This is a genomic window from Deltaproteobacteria bacterium HGW-Deltaproteobacteria-18, from assembly GCA_002841885.1.
GTDB lineage: Bacteria > Desulfobacterota > Desulfovibrionia > Desulfovibrionales > Desulfomicrobiaceae > Desulfomicrobium.
This window is the reverse complement of record PHBE01000009.1, coordinates 64,026-82,732: the sequence shown is the minus strand read 5'-3', so window position 1 is coordinate 82,732 and position 18,707 is coordinate 64,026. Positions and strand designations below refer to the sequence as shown.

Genomic DNA, 18,707 nt, shown 5'->3' with positions numbered 1-18,707 from the left:
ATTCGAAATCCGTACGGCCACACTTCGCATCAAGCGTCAAGCTCAGCGCAGAGGCCCTATCGCGAATTTTTTGTTCGAGAACGATTATTTTTTAAATGGCGCTTCCACATCCGAGAACACCTGGACAAAATCCGGCAGGCGCGCACCCTGAATCTCAGTGGCCGCGACAGCCTTGTTCAGCTCGTCCAATTCGGCTGAAGTGAAGCGGACAGCGGCAGCGCCGATGTTTTCGAGCATATGCACCATCTGCGTCGTGCCGGGAATGGGGACGATCCACGGCTTCTGCGCCAGCAGCCAGGCCAGCGAGATCTGGCCGGGCGAGGTCTCTTTGCGCTTGGCCCAGCTTTTGAGCAGGTCCACGAGAGCCAGATTGTGAGGCAGATTCTCGGGTGCGAAACGGGATTCGGTCTTACGGAAATCACCGTCGGCAAAGCGCGTCCTGGCGTCGATGGCCCCGGTCAGGAAACCCACGCCAAGGGGGCTCCACGGCACAAAGCCTATCCCGAGCTCCTGACAGAGTGGGATGACTTTTTCTTCCGGGCCGCGCCACAGCATGGAATATTCGTTCTGGACCGCTGTCACGGGAAGTTCGGCATGGGCGCGGCGCAAAGTGTTCGTGCCCATTTCGGACAGACCCCAGTGCAGCACCTTGCCCTGCGCGATCAGTTCCCTGACCGCGCCGGCGACATCTTCGATGGGTACCTGCGGGTCAACGCGGTGCTGGTACAAAAGATCAATGCGATCGGTGCGCAGACGCTTGAGCATGCCCTCCACCGCCAGTTTGATATGCTCGGGGCGGCTGTTCAGGCCGGGCAGCCGTTCGCCCGTTTCAAGGTCTATGTTCCAGCCGAATTTGGATGCGATCACGACCTGATCCCGAAACGGCTGGACCCCTTCGCCGAGAATCCGCTCCACCTCATGCGGCCCATAGGCCTCTGCCGCATCGAAAAAGGTGACGCCTCGGTCATAAGCTGTGCGGATGATGTTGTGCATTTCGGATCGGGTAGGGATGGTCGTCTGGTAGGTGCGACTCATGTTCTGCACGCCGAGGCCGATGCTGGAGACTTCAAGGGAGCCCAGCCTGCGGCGATCTTCAAGCGTGTATGCGTTGCTGCCGACCAGAGCTTTGTCGGTATTGGCCTGAGCGACCGCGAGGGGAAACACGGACGCCGCGGCCAGCGCCATCCCGGTCTTCAATACATGGCGGCGACCTGGCAGGGCCGGACTGTCGTTTTTGTTCTGTCGTGTGGTGTTCATATTTATTTCTCCTTGAAAGCATTGTTTGCCCACTCTCTGAGCGTATTCTGCGAATGAGCGTTCTTCCGATTACCAGTCATGGCGCGAAAGAGTAGACCAATCCTCGTATATTTTTGCCCGATTCTCCGAAACGTGAGCAACCGCTGCGACTCAAGGCGCAAAGGCTGACCCGGCCGCCAGGCCGCGTCCGATTGTTACGCATTTCAGAAAAACATGCGGCGACACGCAAACCGGACCGCCGCATATTTCGCATGCTACGATATAGTGTCTCCGGAACATTTCCGGATGCATCCGACCTACCCGCAGGGGGTCGCGCCGTACTCCTCGTCCGTGACATGATCGGACCATGTCACGCTTGATCCATCCAGCATCTCCTGAATGGCAATGTGCGTCATGGCAGTGCGGGGAGCCGCGCCATGCCAGTGGCGCTCGTCCGGCGCGATCCAGACCGTGTCGCCGGGGCGAATTTCCTGCACCGGGGCACCGTCCAGTTGCACGCGGCCGCATCCGGCCGTGACGATGAGCATCTGTCCCAGGGGATGCGTGTGCCACGCCGTTCGCGCGCCCGGCTCGAAGGTCACGGCCCCGCTGGTCACACGGGCCGGAGCCTGGGCTTCGAACAGCAGGGGGGCAATGCGCACCCTGCCCGCAAACCAGTCCGCCGGGCCGGTGATGGAAGCTTGGGATCCATTCCGTTTGATTTCCATATCTCAGCTCCTGAATACATTTTTTTACAGCGCGTCTCGCAGCACCGCCACAATATCTGCCTTGGTCATGGGCGGACGACCGAGCAGTCTGCCTTGCTCATCATGCACCACGAGCGCGGCGTCCGTCGCATACTGCTCGACCAGTTCATCGCCGATGCCGACATCCGACAAGCGCGTGGGACAACCGATTTCCCGCAGGAAGGCCACGTAGGCGTCGATACCTTCCCTTGACACAATCTGAACGCCCTTTCCTTCAGGCGAGATGCCGAAAACACGCTCGGCAAACTGGGCAAAACGCGCGGGCCGGGCTTTGGCGGCGAACCGCATCCAGGCCGGGCCGACAATGGCCAGGCCGGCGCCATGGGTGATGTTGTGGTGAGCGGACAGAGCGTGCTCGATCATGTGCATGGGCGGCACCATATCCACCCCGGCCTGAATCCAGCCGTTGAGCGCCACTATGGAAGCCCACTGCACCTGCTCGCGTGCTTCGAGGTTCGAACCATCGGCCACAGCCTTACGGCCCCATTCCACCGCATTGATGATAACGCCTTCGGCGAAGCGATCCTGAATGGGCGTGCCGTCCACGCCGTTGAAATAGCCCTCCATGACATGGGTGATGATGTCGCACACGCCGTACGCGGTTTGATCCTTGGGCACGGTCAGGGTCAATTCGGGATCGACCACTGCCACCTTCGGAAAGAGGCAATCCGTCTGCACAAAGGATTTCACTTTGGTGTCGTCATTGCTGATGACGGCCCCGCTGTTCATTTCCGAACCCGTGGCGGCCAGCGTGGGGACGGTGACGACCGGCAGCGCCTCGGTCGGGATATGCCAGTCCTTCTGACCATGCGCGATCAGGTTCCAGGGATCTCCTTCATACAGAACCGCTGCGGCGATGACCTTGGAGGCATCCATGGTGCTGCCGCCGCCCAGGGCTACGACCACATCGCAACCCTCCCGCCTCGCAATCTGGGCGCCGCGCATGACGGAGGTGATGCGTGGGTTGGGCTCGATGCCCGCGCACTCTGTCACGGCAACGCCGGCGGCATTCAAGCTGGCCACGGCGCGGTCAAATATCCCGCTCCTCTTCACGCTGCCGCCGCCGGTCACGAGCAGGGCGTGTTTACCCAGGCTGCTTACGGTTGCGCCGAGTTTTTCGAGAGAGCCGGCGCCGAAAATGATTTTCGTGGGATTGAAAAATGTAAAATCCATGTGATTCTCCTTGCTCCAAATTACGGAGCGTCTGTGATCCAATTACTTGAGCATTCTTGGCTGACAGGCCGTGGCGCCAGGGGTGGCAGCTTTCGCAAAAAAGCCTGTTCCAGGCCGCTTGCCCATTCTTGAATGAATTCCTACGGTGAAAAAACCGGAAGCGGGTAGAACGATCCTCTCGAATTCTTGCCTGATCATCCGAAAGATCAAACCAATGTATTGTTCTTGGACCGATGGTTCTGCTAGGCGCTCAAGAAAAGGGGGGAAAGACAATGGCTACTTCAAATCTGGCTTGGAATGACGACCTGTTTGATGCGCGCGGGGCGCTGGGCGAGAAAATCGCGAGGTGGACACAAAAGGAAAACGCGGTGGAGACAGCCATCCCCGGCCTGGGCCTGCGCCGTTTCACAGCACCCAGCGAACCGACGAGCTACATGCATGAGCCGAGCATCTGCCTCGTCGCCCAGGGTGCCAAGCGCGTCTTCCTCGGCGAGGAGGAGTACGTCTATGACGATCACCACTTCCTCATCACTTCGGTGGGACTTCCGGTGGTAGCGCAGATCACCGAGGCAAGTCCGGACAAGCCATATCTGGGCCTCATCCTCAAGCTGGATCTGCGCGAGCTTGCGCAACTCATGGTCGACAGCAGCCTGCCCATCTCCCGCGTGCAACAGGCAGGGCGGGGCATGGCCGTCGGCAAGCTGAGCGTGCCGTTGCTCAATGCCTTCGAACGCCTCATCGACCTGCTCGACGGGCCGAGCGACATCCCCGTCCTTGCGCCGCTCGTACAGCGTGAAATACTGTACCGCATGCTGATGAGCGATCAGGGACCGCGCTTGCGGCAGATTGCTACTGCCGGCAGCCACAGCCACCAGATCGCCAAGACGCTGGATTGGCTGAGAGACAATTTCAGCAAGCCCCTCAAAGTCGATGAACTTGCCTCATCCGCCGGCATGAGCACATCCACGTTCCACCACCATTTCCGGACCATGACGGCCATGAGCCCGCTCCAGTACCAGAAATGGATACGCCTGCACGAGGCCCGCCGGCTCATGCTGACGGAACATCAGGACGCTACTGGCGCGGCATTCCAGGTCGGCTATGAAAGCCCGTCTCAGTTCAGCCGCGAGTACAGTCGTCTGTTTGGAGCACCACCCTTGCGTGATATCAAAAAAATACAGCAAACATCTTAAAGATCAGGACTCAATTTGTAGCCACTCTCGCATGGATGATGGCAACACCTTGTGAATCCACTTTATCGACAGGCTTGCCCGCAGCCTTCAGGATCTACAAAATGGTCTTTCGGGCAGCGCTTGTTTACATTTTGATGAGTCTACCGGCAGAGCGGATGGAGAAATGGACTGTTGCCATGATTTGGCCTGAAGTTTCCCGAGAGGACACCTGCGCCACCTGGCCGCGATCATCTTGCGCAGGATACCCACCATCTGCTCTGAGAAAAATCGACCCAATCTCGACTGGTCTGAAAAGTGCTGAGCAGATAAATGCCCAAGGACTGCCGTAACTGCCTAAGCAATCAACGCAGCTTAGCTTAGTCATCGCCCATGGGTGCCACTTCTCAGGGGCTTCCATCAAAAAGACCGAGGTCAAAACTTGAGCTTGCTGCGCTTCAATCGCTTGCTCAAAGCCGGCTGGGAAAGTCCGAGCATGCGGCAGGCCAGGATCTGTTTGCCTTCGGCCCGCCGCATGGCTTCGGCGATGAGGAGTTCGTTCGATTCGGCAAGCGTCGGCAGTTTCTCCGGGAAGACGATGGATCCTCCGTTTGACGTGCCCATGTCCGGTTCCTCCGGGATGAGCCTGGCCATGCCCAGCCTGTCGCGAAAGGGCTGGATATCGAGGGTCTGCCTGCCGCTCCTGCTCAGGGCGTCGAAGACCAGCCCCTCAAGCTCGCGGACATTGCCCGGGAAGTTGTAGACGGAGAGCCGTTTCGGGAGTTCCTTCGGCAAGCAGGGCGCCTCGCGGCCCAGTTCTTTTGCCGCCTTGTGCATAAAGTGGGTCAGCAGCGGGGCGATGTCGTCCTGACGATCGCGCAAGGGGGGGATATGGATGCGGTGGGTGTTGAGACGGAAATACAGATCCTTGCGAAACCGCCCCTCGGCGACGGCCTTCTCGATGTCGCAATGGGTTGCAGCCAGGACCCTGATTTCGGCGGGGCGGGCCGAATCCGAACCGAGGGGCATGTATTCCCGCTCCTGGATGAGACGCAGGAGTTTGACTTGCGAGGTGTGGCTCAGATCCCCGATCTCGTCCAGAAAAAGGCTCCCCCCGGCGGCCTTCTCCACCAGGCCGAGCCGAGCGGTGTGGGCACCGGTGAAAGCGCCCTTGCTGTGGCCAAAAAGGGTGTCGCTGAAGACAATATCGTCCAGCCCCGCCACATTCACGGCCACGAAAGGCCCGCCGGGGCGGCTTGTGGCATGAATGGCGCGGGCCAGCAGCTCCTTGCCCACACCTGTCTCACCCGTGACCAGCACGGACTGGCGCGAAGTCCCAATGGCTTCCACATACTGGAAGATATGGCGCATCCTGTCGCTGGCGGTCACAATGGATTCAAAGGCCTGCGGGTTGAGGATTCGGCCCTCGAGGAACCGTTCCTTGAGGCAGATGTTCTCCTGTCTCAACAGTATCGTTTCCATGGCCCGGCCAACGGTGGCCGTGAGCCGGTTCTCGTCGACCGGCTTGACCAGATAGTCGTAGGCGCCCATGCGCATGCAGCGCACGGCCGAATCCGTGGTGTCGATCCCGGTTATGATGATAACCTCGGTATCCGGATGGTCGTTCCTGATGACTTCCAGCAGTTCTTCGCCTGACACGTGCGGCATGCTGAGGTCGAGGAGCACCACATCCGCGGCCAGCGCACGGAGCTGCTCCAGCGCGCGGCGGCTGTCCATGCAGCGCACGACGGAATCAAATCCCGCGGCGGTCAGGGTAAGTTCGAAGCTGTCCAGGGTCGCGGCTTCGTCGTCGATCATCAGGATACGGGCATTCTTGGGTGCGGCCGGGGTCATGGGCGAACCTCCTCGCGAATCATGGGCAGTGACAATATGGCCGTTGTTCCGCGTCCGGGCTTGGTCGAGAAATCGAGGGTTCCTCCGTGCTCCTGCACGATCTTGGCGCTTACCGACAGCCCCAGTCCGGTGCCGCCCACGCTGCGCTTCGTGGTGAAAAACGGATCGGTAATATGGGGCATGTCCTCCGGCTGGATCCCGAAGCCCGTGTCGCGCACCACGATGAGGACACGGCCGGCATCGACATCGGCCATCGTTTTCACATCGATGGTGGAGTTATGGTCGGGGAGGGCTTCGCAGGCGTTTATGACGAGATTGATGATCACCTGCCCTATCTTCTGACGATTGCCTCGCACCTTGGGCCTGTCATGGCAGTAGCCGACGTCGAAATGGTCCGTGGCGCCTTTGATCTGGTTGTTCAAGAGGGCAAGCGAGTGTTTGACCACGGCATTGACGAACACGACCTGCTCAAGGTCCGTAGGCTCATGCCGTGAATAATTCTTGAGCTCCGTAACGATATTCTTGATGCGCTTGGCCCCTTCCTCCATGTTGGCCAGCAGCTGGGGCATCCTTTCGCGTGCCATGCTCCACTTGATGCGGTTCAACAGAAAATCCCCGGTCTCCTTGTGGTAGGCGTCCAGAATGGGGACGATGTCGACCCAAATCCGGTTGAGCAGCTGTGAATTGAGGAGGATGTAGTTGTTGGGGTTGTTGATCTCGTGGGCAATGCCCGAAACAAGGATGCCCAGGGAGACCATTTTGTCCGCCTGCTCCAGTTGTTCCTGCTTACGCTGGCCTTCTCGCTCCATGAGCCGCTTTTCCGTGATGTCTCGACAGGTCACCAGGACGGTACCGGTCTGGATGGCCACCTTCTTCACGTTGACGATGAGAATGCGCTCGCGGCCGAGCACGTCAGGCACCTTGATCTCGATATTGCTCAGTTCCCCCCGCCGATCCAGTTCCTCGCGGGAATAAAGGTTATCTCCCAGCAGGTTTGCGATATTCCCCCTCCAGAGCGCCTCGTCGTCGCTGCAGCCCAGAATGTTCTCCACGTTGGGGCTGACATAGTAGAAGAAACCATCATCATCGGTAATGAATACGGCGTCGGAGATACTGGCCAAGGTAATCCTGTGCAATTCCTCGGAATGACGCAGGGCCTCGACCCACTCCTTGTACTCGGTGATGTTGCGATAACTGACCACCATGCCGATATGTCTCCCGCGGGAGTCCTGGAGGGCTGTCGCCCCCATCTGACAGGCCACCTTCTCGCCCTGGGCGTTGTAGCATTCGGTGTCGAACGTGGCCCGGTCCTGCCCGAGGAGCATGCGGGCCACGATGCACGCGCCCCCCGAACAGCCCTTGCAGGTGAAGACCTGATAACATCTGCCGCCCTCTGCCTGCTTGCGGACGTAGCCGGTCATCCGCGAAAAACTCGCGTTGATTTTGAGAATGTTGCGTCGGGAATCGGTTATGATCAACCCGTCACTGTCGGACTCGAAGGTGTGCCTGAGTTCCCGGTCCAGCAGAGCGAGGTCTTTTCTCACGTGCTGTCGGTAGCGTGTCTCGGCGGCATCGGGGTTTTCGGCAGCCTCGAGTTCCATGCTCCGTTTCTCGATGATCATGGCGATGCGCTTGTACAGGGCCTCCCGTTTGGCCTCGTCGCGTCGGATGGCGGTAATGTCGCGCACCGTCCCCACAATGAACTCTTCGCCGCAGATGTTGATGGCCCGCAAGTGAACCTCGGTGTCGAACTGCGTCCCGTCGCTGCGCCGGTCCCGCCAGTAGAAGCGCTGAGGCATGCCCTTCAGCGCCGCCCGGATTCTGGTTTCGGCCAGCTTTCGGGAATTTCCTCCATTTGGCTGCGTGTCAGGGGCGAAATCATAAGGACATTTTCCGATGATATCTTCCCTGCTGCTGCGCCAGATCCGGCATGCCTGGGCGTTGCAGTCGCTGATCCGGGTGCTGTTCATCAGGAAAATGGCATCCGAGGAGCCTTCGAACATCGCCTTGAATTTTATCAGTTCATTGGAGAGGTCGTCGATCTTGTTCTGCTGCGCCATGACCGTCTGGCGCAGGGAGTCCAGTTCCTGAATAGCATCTGCCGAATTCGTGATCTGGCGCATGGCCCTCTCCGGTTGCGTGGTAGTGCACGTGGATTGCCGTTGCAGAAACTGTCCGGCAGCGCCCATAACTCCCCGTCCCTCAGAGGGCACTTGGGGAGCGCCATCGCCGCATGGCAGGCGCTTGCGCCTGACCCTCCGTGACGTCTCCGTGCTCTTGTGAGCGAACTCCGAACAATCCGAAACCTGCAATCCCTCTCAATTTATCCGGATTTATGCAAGTCTTTGATCTAATGCAGATGATTCTCTCTGAGCTGATCCAGATTCATATCTGATTTTCCAATGACTACAGGCAGAGTTTGATTTTTTTGCATCAATTTTCAGCCCAGTCTCGCCTGAATTTGCATCACACATGAATTTTTCCATCCAGCAGAAGCGCGACATATATTATAATATTCTAAAAGTCATACGACTGAAAGGTCGTGCATACACAGACGGTTAGCTGTTCTTGCCCCTGAAAATATTCTTTTTGGAATATTCCCTTCACTCACCCCCTGCGCCGTCTTGCAATTAAAACGTTATATATCATAATGTTACACATCATTAACGACATGGCCCGATTCTTTCAATGGGGAGGACGAATGCGGATCACCCCATTCAGGCACTAAAATACCGCGTACGGAGGAGTTACATGAAAGAGGGGAGCAAGCTTAACGACATGGAAAAAGAACAGTCCGTAAACGCTTCTCGAAGATCGTTCTTCAAAACAACACTGCAGGCCGGCGGTGGAGTCCTGGCCGGCGTCCTCGCCGGCGATCTGGCCGCTCAGGCCAGTCCGGAAGCCGAGAGCGGCAAGTTGCCCGCAGCCCAGTACGAACTGCACTTCGACACCACCAAATGCGCCGGATGCGCATACTGCGAAGTCGCCTGCGCCCAGTTCCACGCGGGCGACGCCGACATCAAGGCCAGGCGCAATGTCTTCGACCTGAAACCGGTCCTTCCGTTCATTGGAGCCAGCGCTCTCAGCGCAAACGCGCCTGGCATTCCGCAACATCTGTCCTGGGCGAATTTTACGGAAATGAGCACCAATGAGTTCTGCCGACAGTGTCCATCCCCCGAATGCCTGGACGCGTGTCCCGAAAAGGCCATCTTTATCGATCCGAAAACCGGGGCGAGAGTCGTGAACGAGGCCAAGTGCGTCGGTTGCGGAACCTGCGTTGAGGCCTGCCAATTCGGGATGATTCACGTTCACCCGGAAGCAGAAACCGCCTTCAAATGCGACTTCTGCGGCGGAAACCCGCAATGCGTGGCCTGGTGTCCCACAGGCGCAATCACTTACACGAAGCTCTAACCCGGAATTGCAAGGAGTACATAAACAATGAGTACGAAAACATATGGCAACATGGGACAGATTCTCCGGGTCGATTTGACGAGCAAGAAGGTGGTCAGGGAGGACGCGACCAAGTACCACAAGGATTGGCTTGGAGGGCGAGCTCTGGCCCATTACCTGCTTTTCCGGGACGTTGATGTGGCCAAGACCGACCCTCTTGCCCCCGAGAGCCCCATCTACATCGGCACCGGCCCGCTCTCAGGCACCACCTTTCCCAGCTCGGGGCGCACTCATGCGACGTTTCTGGCGCCCTTGAACACGAGCGGATGGGGTGACGCCAATTCCGGCGGACATTTCGGCCCCGCCCTCAAGCGTTGCGGGTATGACATGCTCGTGATCACCGGTGCATCGAAAGAGCCGGTCTATATCAACATCGAGGACGACAATATCGAGATACTGCCTGCCGGCGACCTCTGGGGTAAAGGCACCATAGATACGCAGGCGGAGCTGATCCACAAATACGGCGAGCGCACCAAGCTCCTGTGCATCGGCCAGGCGGGCGAGAACCTGGTCCGCTTCGCCAATGTGCGTACCGAGACCACCAATTCCATGGGCCGTTGCGGCCTGGGCGCCGTGTTCGGTTCCAAGAAGCTCAAGGCCATCGTCGCGAACGGAACCAAGACCATCAATCTGTTCAAGCCGAAAGAGTTTTTCGAAATCTCCAAACAGCTGCGCGACGATCTCATGGACCCGAACTTCGGTCCTGCCCACAGCTTCACCTACAAAGTCATGTCCACGTACGGAACGCCCGGCGTGACCAATCTCATCGGAAAGACGGGAATGGTCCCGATCCGCAACTGGCAGCGCTGCGGCATCGACCCCAAATTCGATGAGTTGGTAAACCACTGGTTTGATACCTACGGGACCAGGCGTGAGGCATGCTTCACCTGTCCGGTCCACTGCCACGCGGCCTATGCCGTTCCCGACGGCAAGTACCCCACCCGGGGTGGCGGGCCCGAGTACGAGACCACCACGGCCCTGGGCCATAAATGCGACATCACCGACTGCCGCGTCGTGCTCAAGCTCAACGCCATGATCAACGACTACGGCATGGACACGGTGGAAGCGGGCGCGGTGTTTTCAACCATCATGGAACTGCGTGAACGCAATCTCATCGGTGATGACTTCACGGATGGCATTAAGCTCGATTTCGCCAATGGCGACGCCTGCGTTCAACTGCTGCCCAAGATCACTTTCCGCGAGGGTTGTGGCGACAAGCTGGCCGAAGGGCCGTACCGCTTTGCCAAAACGCTCGGTGACGAGGCGCTCAAGTCGGTTTACTGTCAGAAAGGGATGTGCGCGACGGGCGTCGAGACCCGCTCCACCATGGGGTCCATGCTGCAGTTCGCAGTCTCGCCGCGCGGGTCGCATCACCTGAACGGCCTGCCCACGGCCGAGTGGGTCAACATCCCCCCGGTCGCGGCCTATCTGGGAGGAACCGAAGAGGCCGGCGATGTCCGCTCCTATCATCCCATGGGCAAGGCAAAGCTGGTCAGGTTCTATGAGAACTTCTTCTTTTTCTCCGACTCCACGGGCGTCTGCAAATTCAACTTCGGCCACCTGGCCTACTTCCACGATACTCCGGAAAAACTCGAATACATGCACAAGATGATCAGCAAAGCGTTATACTACGCCACGGGCATCGAATACACCAAGGAGGCTCTGGACAACATCTACGAACGCTGCGTTCAGATTGAACGCGCGACGATCTGCATGCGCGGCATGCGCCGCGAGGACGATCAGCCAAACTGGAAATGCCTCAATACGAGTTGCCCAGGGGAGCACCCCGTCGGCCCCAATCCCCTGCCGCCCATCGACCCGGTGAAGTTCAACAAGATGCTGGATGCCTATTACGAACTGCGTGGATACGACATCAAGACAGGAATCCCCAAGGTTTCGCATCTGAAAAAACTCGGCCTGGACTTCGTCGCCGCAAAAATGACCGCCGCCATCGGCGCATAAGCCGGACGTCCAGGCGGCAACCAGCCGCCTGGACGGTCATCGCAACACAAGATCCATCAAAAGGAACTTTTACATGAAAAAAGCATTGTTGGCACTTCTTGTCGTCCTGCTGTCGGCACTTCCGTCTCTGGCGGCAAACGGCCACTACGTGGCCGGCGTGGAAGGCGTGAAGGTCGCGTCCGTTCCGGGACCAGGATATTACCTCCTCAATTATCTCGCGGCCTACAATGCGGACCGCGTCAACGATGGCGACGGGCACAAGATCCCCATCAACTTCGATTTGGACGTGGTCTGCGACGCCATCAGACCCTTGTGGGTGACCGACTACAAGATTTTCGGAGCTGACTACGCCATGTTCGCGACCATCCCGCTGACATACACGCACGTGCAGTACTCCAATTATGGCGGGGATACGCGCAGCAGCATCGGCGACGTGGACGTATGCCCGCTCCTCCTGTCCTGGCATCTGGACAGGTGGGACATCGCTTTCGGTTACGAGATCTTTCTTCCTGTGGGAGATTACAACAAGGACCGGCCGGCCTCTCCGGGCAAGAATTATTGGACGCACATGCTCGACATCGGGGGGACCTACTTTTTCGACGAGGACAGGACTTGGTCATTGTCCGCCTTGTTGCGGTACGAGATCAATACGGAAAACAGTGCAACCGACGTCAGGTACGGCGACAACGTCATCGTCGAGGCCGGCCTGGGGAAAATGATCGGCATGTGGGAATTCGGCCTGGCTGGCTACTGGCAGAAACAGATGACCGACGACTCCGGCAGCGGCGTTACATGGGACAAGGATGTCCATGACAGTTCCCTGGCACTTGGACCCGAAATCTCCTACATCATAGCACCCTGGAAAACCCGCGCGACGTTTCGATTTCTCCACGAAGTGCAGGCCAAGGACGCGCCCGAGGGCAATCTGGCCGTTTTCACACTCGCCAAGGAATTCTGACGGGAAGCCCGGCCGTTCGTGTGACAATGGACCCGGTGCCGCGGCATCGGAAGCAGAGAAACTGCAGTCCGACGTCGGTCGCATGCCGAAGCCGTGGATTCACGAATCATGATGAGAGGCGGTGAAGTATCCCTGTTCACAACTCCTTCACAGGGGCTGCATCGTCAGAATGCCCCGGAGAATCAGAATCTCCGGGGCATTCATTAAAATAACGGAATACTGGACCTGGCGTTGATTGAGCCTGGCAAGCCATGGCAGAACGGTTTGAACGAGAGTTTTAATGGCAAATTGCGAGACGAGTGCCTGTCGAGAGAATGGTTCCGGTGTCGGACTGAGGCGCAGGTTGTGATCGATGAACGGAGGCGGCACTACAACTCCGTTCGCCCGCATTCAAGCCTGAACAACATGACGCCCGAACACTTCTGCCGGCAGTATGGAAAAAAACTGAACCTTGGGGAAACCCTCAAAAATTGAGTGGTCCGAAGTTTCCCGGGAAGTCAGCTTACCAAAAAGTGTCAATAACAAAAAAAGTGGAGTCATTTCAGTAACTCCACTTCTATTATTTACAGTTTGTAAAAAGGTATTCGCTAAAAAGGTGCGTCATCCATCCCGCTGGCTTCGGAAGGGAAGGCCGGGCCCATGTCGTCTTCGTAGCCACGGCCGCCGTTCTGGGAGCCGCCCTGGGGTGCTCCCTGGGGGCGCTGCTGGTACTGCGGGGCCTGGGCGTAGCCGCCTTCAGACTGGCGGGAATCGAGTCCCTGCACGCGGTCGGCCTTGATTTCCGTGGTGTATTTCTCCACGCCGTCCTTGTCCGTCCACTTGCGGGTTTCGATCTTGCCCTCAATGTAGACCAGACGGCCCTTGGCAAGATAGTTGCCGCAGAATTCAGCCTGCTTGCCCCAGACCACGATGCGGTGCCATTCGGTCTTTTCGACCTTCTGCCCGTCTTTGCCCGTGTATGTTTCATCCGTGGCAATGGAAAAATTGGCCACCGGCTGCCCGGACGGGGTGTAGCGCATCTCCGGATCACGGCCCAAACGGCCGATCAAGATTGCTTTATTCAGACTACCTGCCATGTCGTCTCCTCGTGTATGTTGATGCGGTCATGGATTGGCCACCAGTTTTTCCAGCTCGCCAAGCCCCTCTTCAATGCGGTCGGAGGCCTGGTTGGCGGCCTGCGGATTCCAGTCGGCGAGGTGCCGCTGCAACTCCTCCACCGCCTTCACGACCTTGGGAAGCTCCGAGGCCAAAACCTTGCTGATGGCCTCGGCAATGACTCCGAACTGATACAGGTCATCAAGGGCCCTGACAAGCTCAAGAACCCCTGCCATCTCGTAAGGAAATCCCGGCTTGGTCTCCTCGAAGGCCAGGCTCCAGAGCCTTGGCCATGCCTTGCGGACATCTTCCTCGCTGTAGGTGTAGGCGTACACTCGAACCTGAAGGACCTTGCCCATCAGTCTCTCTCCTCCCAGTCGCTCTGCACGCGGCTGACGACTTCCTGGATCTGGCCAAGCTGGTCTTCGGGGCAGACGCCGATGAGCGGGCTGTCCCGGTCCACGGAGTCGTTGGTCTCGAAATAGACGGCATAGATGATGCCGGCCGGGCCGCTGTAGCGGATCGAGGTCTCACGCTTCATGCGCGAGAGGATGAAGAGTTCCAGCCCGTCCTCTATGTGCACGCTCTGGCTGCCCTTGGTCTTGACCTTGATGTCCACGTCGGGGAAGAAATAATACTTGCCCTTCTCCGGAGCCAGAAACAGGGACAGGGAGCGGCGCAGGATGCGAGCGATGACCTCTTCGCGGGTCAGGTAATGACGGATGGTCATGAGCTCCTGACCGGCCTGCACGAACTGGCCGTTTTCGATTTCGCCCAGGGACATGACCTCACCCTTCTGCGGGGCGAAGAGAGGTTTCTTGACATTTTCGCGCTCCATCCGGACCAGCAGGGTCCCGGGGACCTCCTTCCAGGTGCCGCTGGGGCCGACGACCCGCACTCCGGGCTCCTTGGCCACGAATTCCACCTTTCCGCTATGGGGAGCCCTGATGGAGATCTTCTCGTAAGGCTCCTCGCGCAGCTCCCGCAACAATTCTTTAACGTCGATCACTGGTGACTCCTAACTGACTGAAAAATTCAAAATTCGCAGACCGTTCAAAAATGGTGAGATGCAAGGAAGCGAAAAAATCCAGGGCGCGCGGTGTATTGCGCATACATGAGCGGTCTGGATTTTTTCGCTGACGCGGCAGATCGCCATTTTTCAACGGTCTCCTAACGGTAATAAAGGTTGCGGCCACCCATGGTCTGCAGGGACTGGACCAGGTTGCCCCGGATTTCCCGGCGATCCCATATACCCTGGATATGCCCGCGAGACAGCGCCTGATAGGCGTTGTGGTAATTGGGCGGGATATCCATGCCCGTGGTCTCCTTGATGACTCCGGGACCGGCAAAACCGATATTGGCCGAACGCACCGAGAACTGGTACGGCGAGCACCCCAGAAAACTGGCCACCGGCCCGGCGTAGGAGTTGGTGTCGTAGAGCACCAGATACAGACCGCCGGCTTCCGTGTAGCGGCGCACGGCCATGGTGCAGCGCGGCATCTGGATGACGCCGTTGACGCCTTCCTGGATGCGGATGCCCGCAGTGCCGTGCACATAGGACAGGAATGGAAGCTGCTTCTTGCGCGCACGCTCCATGGCACGCACGAACTTTTCGCCCTCGGCAGCGCCCACGCTGCCGCCACGGAAAGCGCCCATGAACATGGCGACCATGACGGACGTGCCCTCGATGCGGGCTTCGAAGGTCATGCACCCGCACTTGTGGCCGGTCTTGCGTTTGGCCTCATCGAGCTTCAGGTCGAAGCCGTCGAATTTGAGGGGATTGGTGGACTCGATCTCGCTGAAGACCTCGTAGATGGAGCCGGGATCGAAGATGTTGTGCAGGTACCACTGGTATTCCATGGGGAAATGGTGCCCACAGAAGCTGCACACCCCGGCCCACTCGCCGAAAAGATCCGGGGCCCACTGATCAAGGCATCCGTGCACGGCGGTGTTGGGGCAAACCACGGCCCGGTCGAGCTTGGCCTGGGGGCTGACGTACTGCCACTTGCCGCTGTTCAGCGCTCCGTCGTCCCAGGTGGACAGGGAGGTCAGTCCGGCCTTGTCCACGTCCTTCTTGGCCTTGCCGAAAGACAGTTTGGACATGACGTTCTTCCAATACCGCGAAGAGCGCCCGACCACGACTTGCATCTCCGCGTGCACGTCCTCGGCCAGCTCCGTGACCTTCTTGTGCTGTTTGCCGAAGAGGTCGTAGCGGAAATAGGAGTACAGGGATGAGAAGAACTCGCTGGTCCACTCGCTGCTCCGGCTGAACCAGTGGCGTTTGTCCAGGTAGGCATCCTGCGCCATGCGGCGGAATTTCATGTAGCGGGTCCAGAGCAGACGCTCCTTGGCCCGGCTGTCGAGGCTCCAGCGCACATACACGTCCGCGCCCTTGTGACGCCGTAGCGCGAGGGACCTGAAAAAGCGCATACCCCTGATATTCAGGACTATCTCGTCCGTCGAAGAGACCACGGATTTGCGCAGCTTGCGGAAGAAGTCGTAATGTTCCGGCCGGGCACCAAGCTCCGGCTCGTTGATTTTCCAGTCCACGAAACCCATGGCGCGGTTGTCGTCGGCCGTCATCTTGAGCTGCTTGGCGCAGTGCTCGATGAGTTTGGGCTCGGCGCGCTGTCCGCCGCGCAGCCGACCCTCGATGGCGGCCGCACCCTCGGGCGAGATGACCGAATAGTAGCCGTGCGACATCATGATGCGCGTGTCGGCAAGGCCGATGGCCTCGGCTCCGCCGGACCCGCCTTCGGAGATGACGGCAACGATCGGCACCTTGAGCCCGGCCATCTCGTAGAGATTCTTGGCGATCTGCTGGGCCGCTCCCGGATAGTCCTCGATGGGATAGGAACCGGGGGTGAATATGTAGGTGTGGATCGGAATGTTCTCCGTCTCCGCGACCTTCATGTAGTGCAGGGCCTTGGCGTTACCCCAGGGCTTGACCGAACCGCCGTTGCGGAACTCCTGGCCATGGCCCTTTTCCTGGCCGATGACCATGACCGCCTGGTTGTGGACCTTCTTGCCGCGCCTGCGGGTGATGTAGGCCCGGGCGATGAGCATGCTCGGATCGATGCTGTAATCGTCCTGACCGCCGATCTCGGTGTAGTTGTCGTACACGTTTTCAAGGATGTCCTTGAGGCAGATGCGCTGCGGATGCCGCACGATGCGCACCTTGTTCATGGGAGTCAGCTCGCGTTCGAGCTTCTTCTCCAGGAAGCGAAACAGCTCTTCCAGGGTTTCCAGTTGCCGGATGGCTTCCTGCTTGGACAGACCCGGCTCGCGAGCGACGTACTCGCCAAGCTTGGCTTCCAGCATGATGACATTGGTATTTTCATCGGGTCCGAAGATGTCCAGAATATATTTCAGGCGGTCCCGAAGTTCTTGTATGCGTTTTTCGATATCCATAAGAGTGCGCGATTGCCTCGCATGCTTGGGTTATGCCGGATTTTTCCGGCGTAGCTTGAGCGCTTAATCAGTATTCGGCACGGATGTGATCCCGAAGCCGGCTTGAATCCTAGAAAGCCAGGATGCCCTCGGTCTTGCGTTTGAGGAATTCGACATTGGACTTCATGGCTTCACCGGAAGCGTTGATGCCCTGCAGGGTCAGGGAACCCAGGAACTCCACTCCCCGCTCCTTGGCCTGGGCCAGATCCTTGCCCCAGATGATGGCCAGGGCCAGGTTCGGGTCGAAATCCGTAGGGATCTCGTACTCGCGATCGGTAGGCACCTGACTGTGCATCTTGAGCCAATCCTGCTTGGGCCAGTCAAAGGCGGTGATGCGGCCCACCCAGGGGGCGAACTTGTTGTCCGTATCTTCGGCGATGATGCGGTACTCTATGCCGACGCCGTTCAGAGTGATGTCTTTCTGGGTGTAACCAAGAGGAGCGCCCAGGCCCACGCGGATCTGCTCCGCGATGAGGTCCACGTCGCCCTTGCCCTTGATGGCGGCGATGCGCGCCGAAACTCCGTTCTCGACCTGGATGCGGGTGTTGACTTCCATCAGAAACGGCTGCCCGGTGGGACTGACGATCCATTCCCAGGTTCCGACGTTGTCGTACCCGGCCTCCCTGGCCATGCGCAGGGAATACTCGGTGATGTCTTCGAGCACCTTTTTTGCGTCAAAGGCGTAGCGCAGTGATGAGGGATCGAAACCGGGCGCGACCTCGATGCGCTTCTGATGGCCGGGTGATTGCACCGAGCAGTTGCGGGTGCCGAAATGGACGGGGTTCTGGCCCGTGCGGTCGGACAACACCTGCACTTCGAGATGGTTGAAGTCAAAGATGCGCTGCTCGATGAGCACGCCTTCGTCGCGAAACTGGCGCTTGGAGTAGCTCTTGATGCGTCGCAGGACGCTGCGGAACTTGTCCAGATCGTCCACTTCCTCGATACCCATGCCCCCACCCCCGGCCGAAGCCTTGACCAGGATGACGGGTTTGTTGATGCCCTGCTCTTTTTGAAAATCGAACAGGGACTTGGCGATGTGCTCGGCTTCGAGGTCATCCGTCACGGGCTTGTCCGATCCGGGAACCGTGGGCACGCCAAGCTTGCGAGCCAGACGCTTGGTGTTGATCTTGTCGCCGAGTTCGCGGATGACCTGCCAGGAAGGCCCGATGAATATGAGTTTTTGCTCGCGCTGGGCCACGCGGCGGGCAAAACGGTAATCCTCGGCAAAAAAGCCATATCCGGGATGAATCGCCGTGGCTCCGGCCTGATCCGCCACAGCAAAGATTTCGTTGGCGTCGAGATATGAACTGACACGGTACAGGGACTCGTCCCCGCCAAGCTTGCGTGCCAGGACGCAGTGCTCGCTGTCCTTGTCCGGTTCGGTGAAAAGCGCCACGAATGCCAGGCCAAGCTTGCGGCAGGCCTGCATGATGCGGATGGCGATCTCTCCCCGATTGGCGATGAGAACTTTATGTTTCTTGGATTCGATGGGGTTCTTCATGTCTAAAAGAGCCTTTCCTTGTATGAACTGTTGGGCGTTGAAAAAAATAAATTCCTTCATAAAGCCGGACCCGCTTATATCCATAATCGCAT

The 18,707-nt window shown here is 58.5% G+C and carries 14 protein-coding genes and 1 pseudogene; 5 read left to right on the top strand and 10 right to left on the bottom strand.

The annotated features are described in order from the left end of the window. Positions 1 to 84: 84 nt before the first annotated feature. The 3 genes from CVU60_09620 to CVU60_09610 all read right to left on the bottom strand — a co-directional run bounded on the left by CVU60_09620 (position 85) and on the right by CVU60_09610 (position 3,176). Positions 85 to 1,185: an aldo/keto reductase gene (locus CVU60_09620; protein ID PKN41804.1), complete on the bottom strand. Its 1,101-nt coding sequence runs from the start codon at positions 1,183 to 1,185 to the stop codon at positions 85 to 87. A 368-nt stretch (positions 1,186 to 1,553) separates the two neighbouring features. Further along, complete coding sequence (locus tag CVU60_09615) at positions 1,554 to 1,964, bottom strand: cupin domain-containing protein (GenBank protein ID PKN41641.1); 411 nt, start codon at positions 1,962 to 1,964, stop codon at positions 1,554 to 1,556. 24 nt (positions 1,965 to 1,988) lie between these two features. Continuing rightward, complete coding sequence (locus CVU60_09610) at positions 1,989 to 3,176, bottom strand: alcohol dehydrogenase (protein PKN41640.1); 1,188 nt, start codon at positions 3,174 to 3,176, stop codon at positions 1,989 to 1,991. Between the two features lie 272 nt (positions 3,177 to 3,448). Here CVU60_09610 and CVU60_09605 point away from each other — a divergent pair, with 272 nt between their 5' ends. Beyond that, a complete protein-coding gene (locus CVU60_09605; protein PKN41639.1) occupies positions 3,449 to 4,369 on the top strand; it encodes an AraC family transcriptional regulator in 921 nt (306 codons plus the stop codon). 411 nt (positions 4,370 to 4,780) lie between these two features. On the opposite strand, the gene CVU60_09600 is transcribed toward CVU60_09605, so the two are convergent. Together CVU60_09600 and CVU60_09595 are read right to left on the bottom strand one after the other, a co-directional pair. Then, positions 4,781 to 6,199, bottom strand: a complete 1,419-nt coding sequence (locus CVU60_09600) for a two-component system response regulator (GenBank protein ID PKN41638.1) — start codon at positions 6,197 to 6,199, stop codon at positions 4,781 to 4,783. Then, positions 6,196 to 8,388, bottom strand: coding sequence for a hypothetical protein (locus tag CVU60_09595; protein ID PKN41637.1), 2,193 nt, complete (start codon positions 8,386 to 8,388; stop codon positions 6,196 to 6,198). The genes CVU60_09600 and CVU60_09595 overlap by 4 nt, the downstream gene beginning before the upstream one ends. A gap of 499 nt (positions 8,389 to 8,887) precedes the next feature. On the opposite strand from CVU60_09595, the gene CVU60_09590 reads away from it, so the two are divergent. From CVU60_09590 to CVU60_09575, 4 genes and pseudogenes are all read left to right on the top strand, one after another. After that, on the top strand, positions 8,888 to 9,610 hold the full coding sequence (locus tag CVU60_09590) for a hypothetical protein (protein PKN41636.1): 723 nt from the start codon (positions 8,888 to 8,890) through the stop codon (positions 9,608 to 9,610). A gap of 27 nt (positions 9,611 to 9,637) precedes the next feature. Then, complete coding sequence (locus tag CVU60_09585; GenBank protein ID PKN41635.1) at positions 9,638 to 11,611, top strand: hypothetical protein; 1,974 nt, start codon at positions 9,638 to 9,640, stop codon at positions 11,609 to 11,611. Positions 11,612 to 11,684: 73 nt separating this feature from the next. Then, the gene (locus tag CVU60_09580; protein ID PKN41634.1) at positions 11,685 to 12,569 is read left to right on the top strand and encodes a transporter; all 885 of its coding nucleotides are present in this window, start codon (positions 11,685 to 11,687) and stop codon (positions 12,567 to 12,569) included. 219 nt (positions 12,570 to 12,788) lie between these two features. After that, positions 12,789 to 13,043, top strand: a pseudogene (locus CVU60_09575) (IS3 family transposase). A 113-nt stretch (positions 13,044 to 13,156) separates the two neighbouring features. On the opposite strand, the gene CVU60_09570 reads toward CVU60_09575, so the two are convergent. The 5 genes from CVU60_09570 to CVU60_09550 all read right to left on the bottom strand — a co-directional run bounded on the left by CVU60_09570 (position 13,157) and on the right by CVU60_09550 (position 18,615). Beyond that, complete coding sequence (locus CVU60_09570) at positions 13,157 to 13,645, bottom strand: single-stranded DNA-binding protein (protein ID PKN41633.1); 489 nt, start codon at positions 13,643 to 13,645, stop codon at positions 13,157 to 13,159. Positions 13,646 to 13,672: 27 nt separating this feature from the next. Beyond that, the gene (locus tag CVU60_09565; protein ID PKN41632.1) at positions 13,673 to 14,023 is read right to left on the bottom strand and encodes a hypothetical protein; all 351 of its coding nucleotides are present in this window, start codon (positions 14,021 to 14,023) and stop codon (positions 13,673 to 13,675) included. Then, positions 14,023 to 14,673, bottom strand: a complete 651-nt coding sequence (locus CVU60_09560; GenBank protein PKN41631.1) for a biotin attachment protein — start codon at positions 14,671 to 14,673, stop codon at positions 14,023 to 14,025. Before CVU60_09560 ends, CVU60_09565 begins: the two co-directional genes overlap by 1 nt. 161 nt (positions 14,674 to 14,834) lie before the next feature. Next, positions 14,835 to 17,075 carry an acetyl-CoA carboxylase carboxyl transferase subunit alpha/beta gene (locus CVU60_09555; protein ID PKN41630.1) on the bottom strand — a complete coding sequence of 747 codons (2,241 nt, stop codon included), beginning with the start codon at positions 17,073 to 17,075 and terminating at the stop codon, positions 14,835 to 14,837. A gap of 109 nt (positions 17,076 to 17,184) precedes the next feature. Beyond that, positions 17,185 to 18,615 (bottom strand): acetyl-CoA carboxylase biotin carboxylase subunit, encoded by a 1,431-nt coding sequence (locus CVU60_09550; GenBank protein PKN41803.1) that lies wholly within the window; start codon positions 18,613 to 18,615, stop codon positions 17,185 to 17,187. Positions 18,616 to 18,707 lie beyond the last annotated feature (92 nt).

Coding starts and splice junctions, on each gene's coding strand:
- CVU60_09550 (PKN41803.1), bottom strand. CDS start 18,615: ATGAAGAACCCCATCGAATCCAAGAAACATAAAGTTCTCATCGCCAAT.
- CVU60_09620 (PKN41804.1), bottom strand. CDS start 1,185: ATGGCGCTGGCCGCGGCGTCCGTGTTTCCCCTCGCGGTCGCTCAGGCC.
- CVU60_09570 (PKN41633.1), bottom strand. CDS start 13,645: ATGGCAGGTAGTCTGAATAAAGCAATCTTGATCGGCCGTTTGGGCCGT.
- CVU60_09595 (PKN41637.1), bottom strand. CDS start 8,388: ATGGGCGCTGCCGGACAGTTTCTGCAACGGCAATCCACGTGCACTACC.
- CVU60_09555 (PKN41630.1), bottom strand. CDS start 17,075: ATGGATATCGAAAAACGCATACAAGAACTTCGGGACCGCCTGAAATAT.
- CVU60_09590 (PKN41636.1), top strand. CDS start 8,888: ATGGGGAGGACGAATGCGGATCACCCCATTCAGGCACTAAAATACCGC.
- CVU60_09605 (PKN41639.1), top strand. CDS start 3,449: ATGGCTACTTCAAATCTGGCTTGGAATGACGACCTGTTTGATGCGCGC.
- CVU60_09565 (PKN41632.1), bottom strand. CDS start 14,023: ATGGGCAAGGTCCTTCAGGTTCGAGTGTACGCCTACACCTACAGCGAG.
- CVU60_09610 (PKN41640.1), bottom strand. CDS start 3,176: ATGGATTTTACATTTTTCAATCCCACGAAAATCATTTTCGGCGCCGGC.
- CVU60_09585 (PKN41635.1), top strand. CDS start 9,638: ATGAGTACGAAAACATATGGCAACATGGGACAGATTCTCCGGGTCGAT.
- CVU60_09615 (PKN41641.1), bottom strand. CDS start 1,964: ATGGAAATCAAACGGAATGGATCCCAAGCTTCCATCACCGGCCCGGCG.
- CVU60_09580 (PKN41634.1), top strand. CDS start 11,685: ATGAAAAAAGCATTGTTGGCACTTCTTGTCGTCCTGCTGTCGGCACTT.
- CVU60_09600 (PKN41638.1), bottom strand. CDS start 6,199: ATGACCCCGGCCGCACCCAAGAATGCCCGTATCCTGATGATCGACGAC.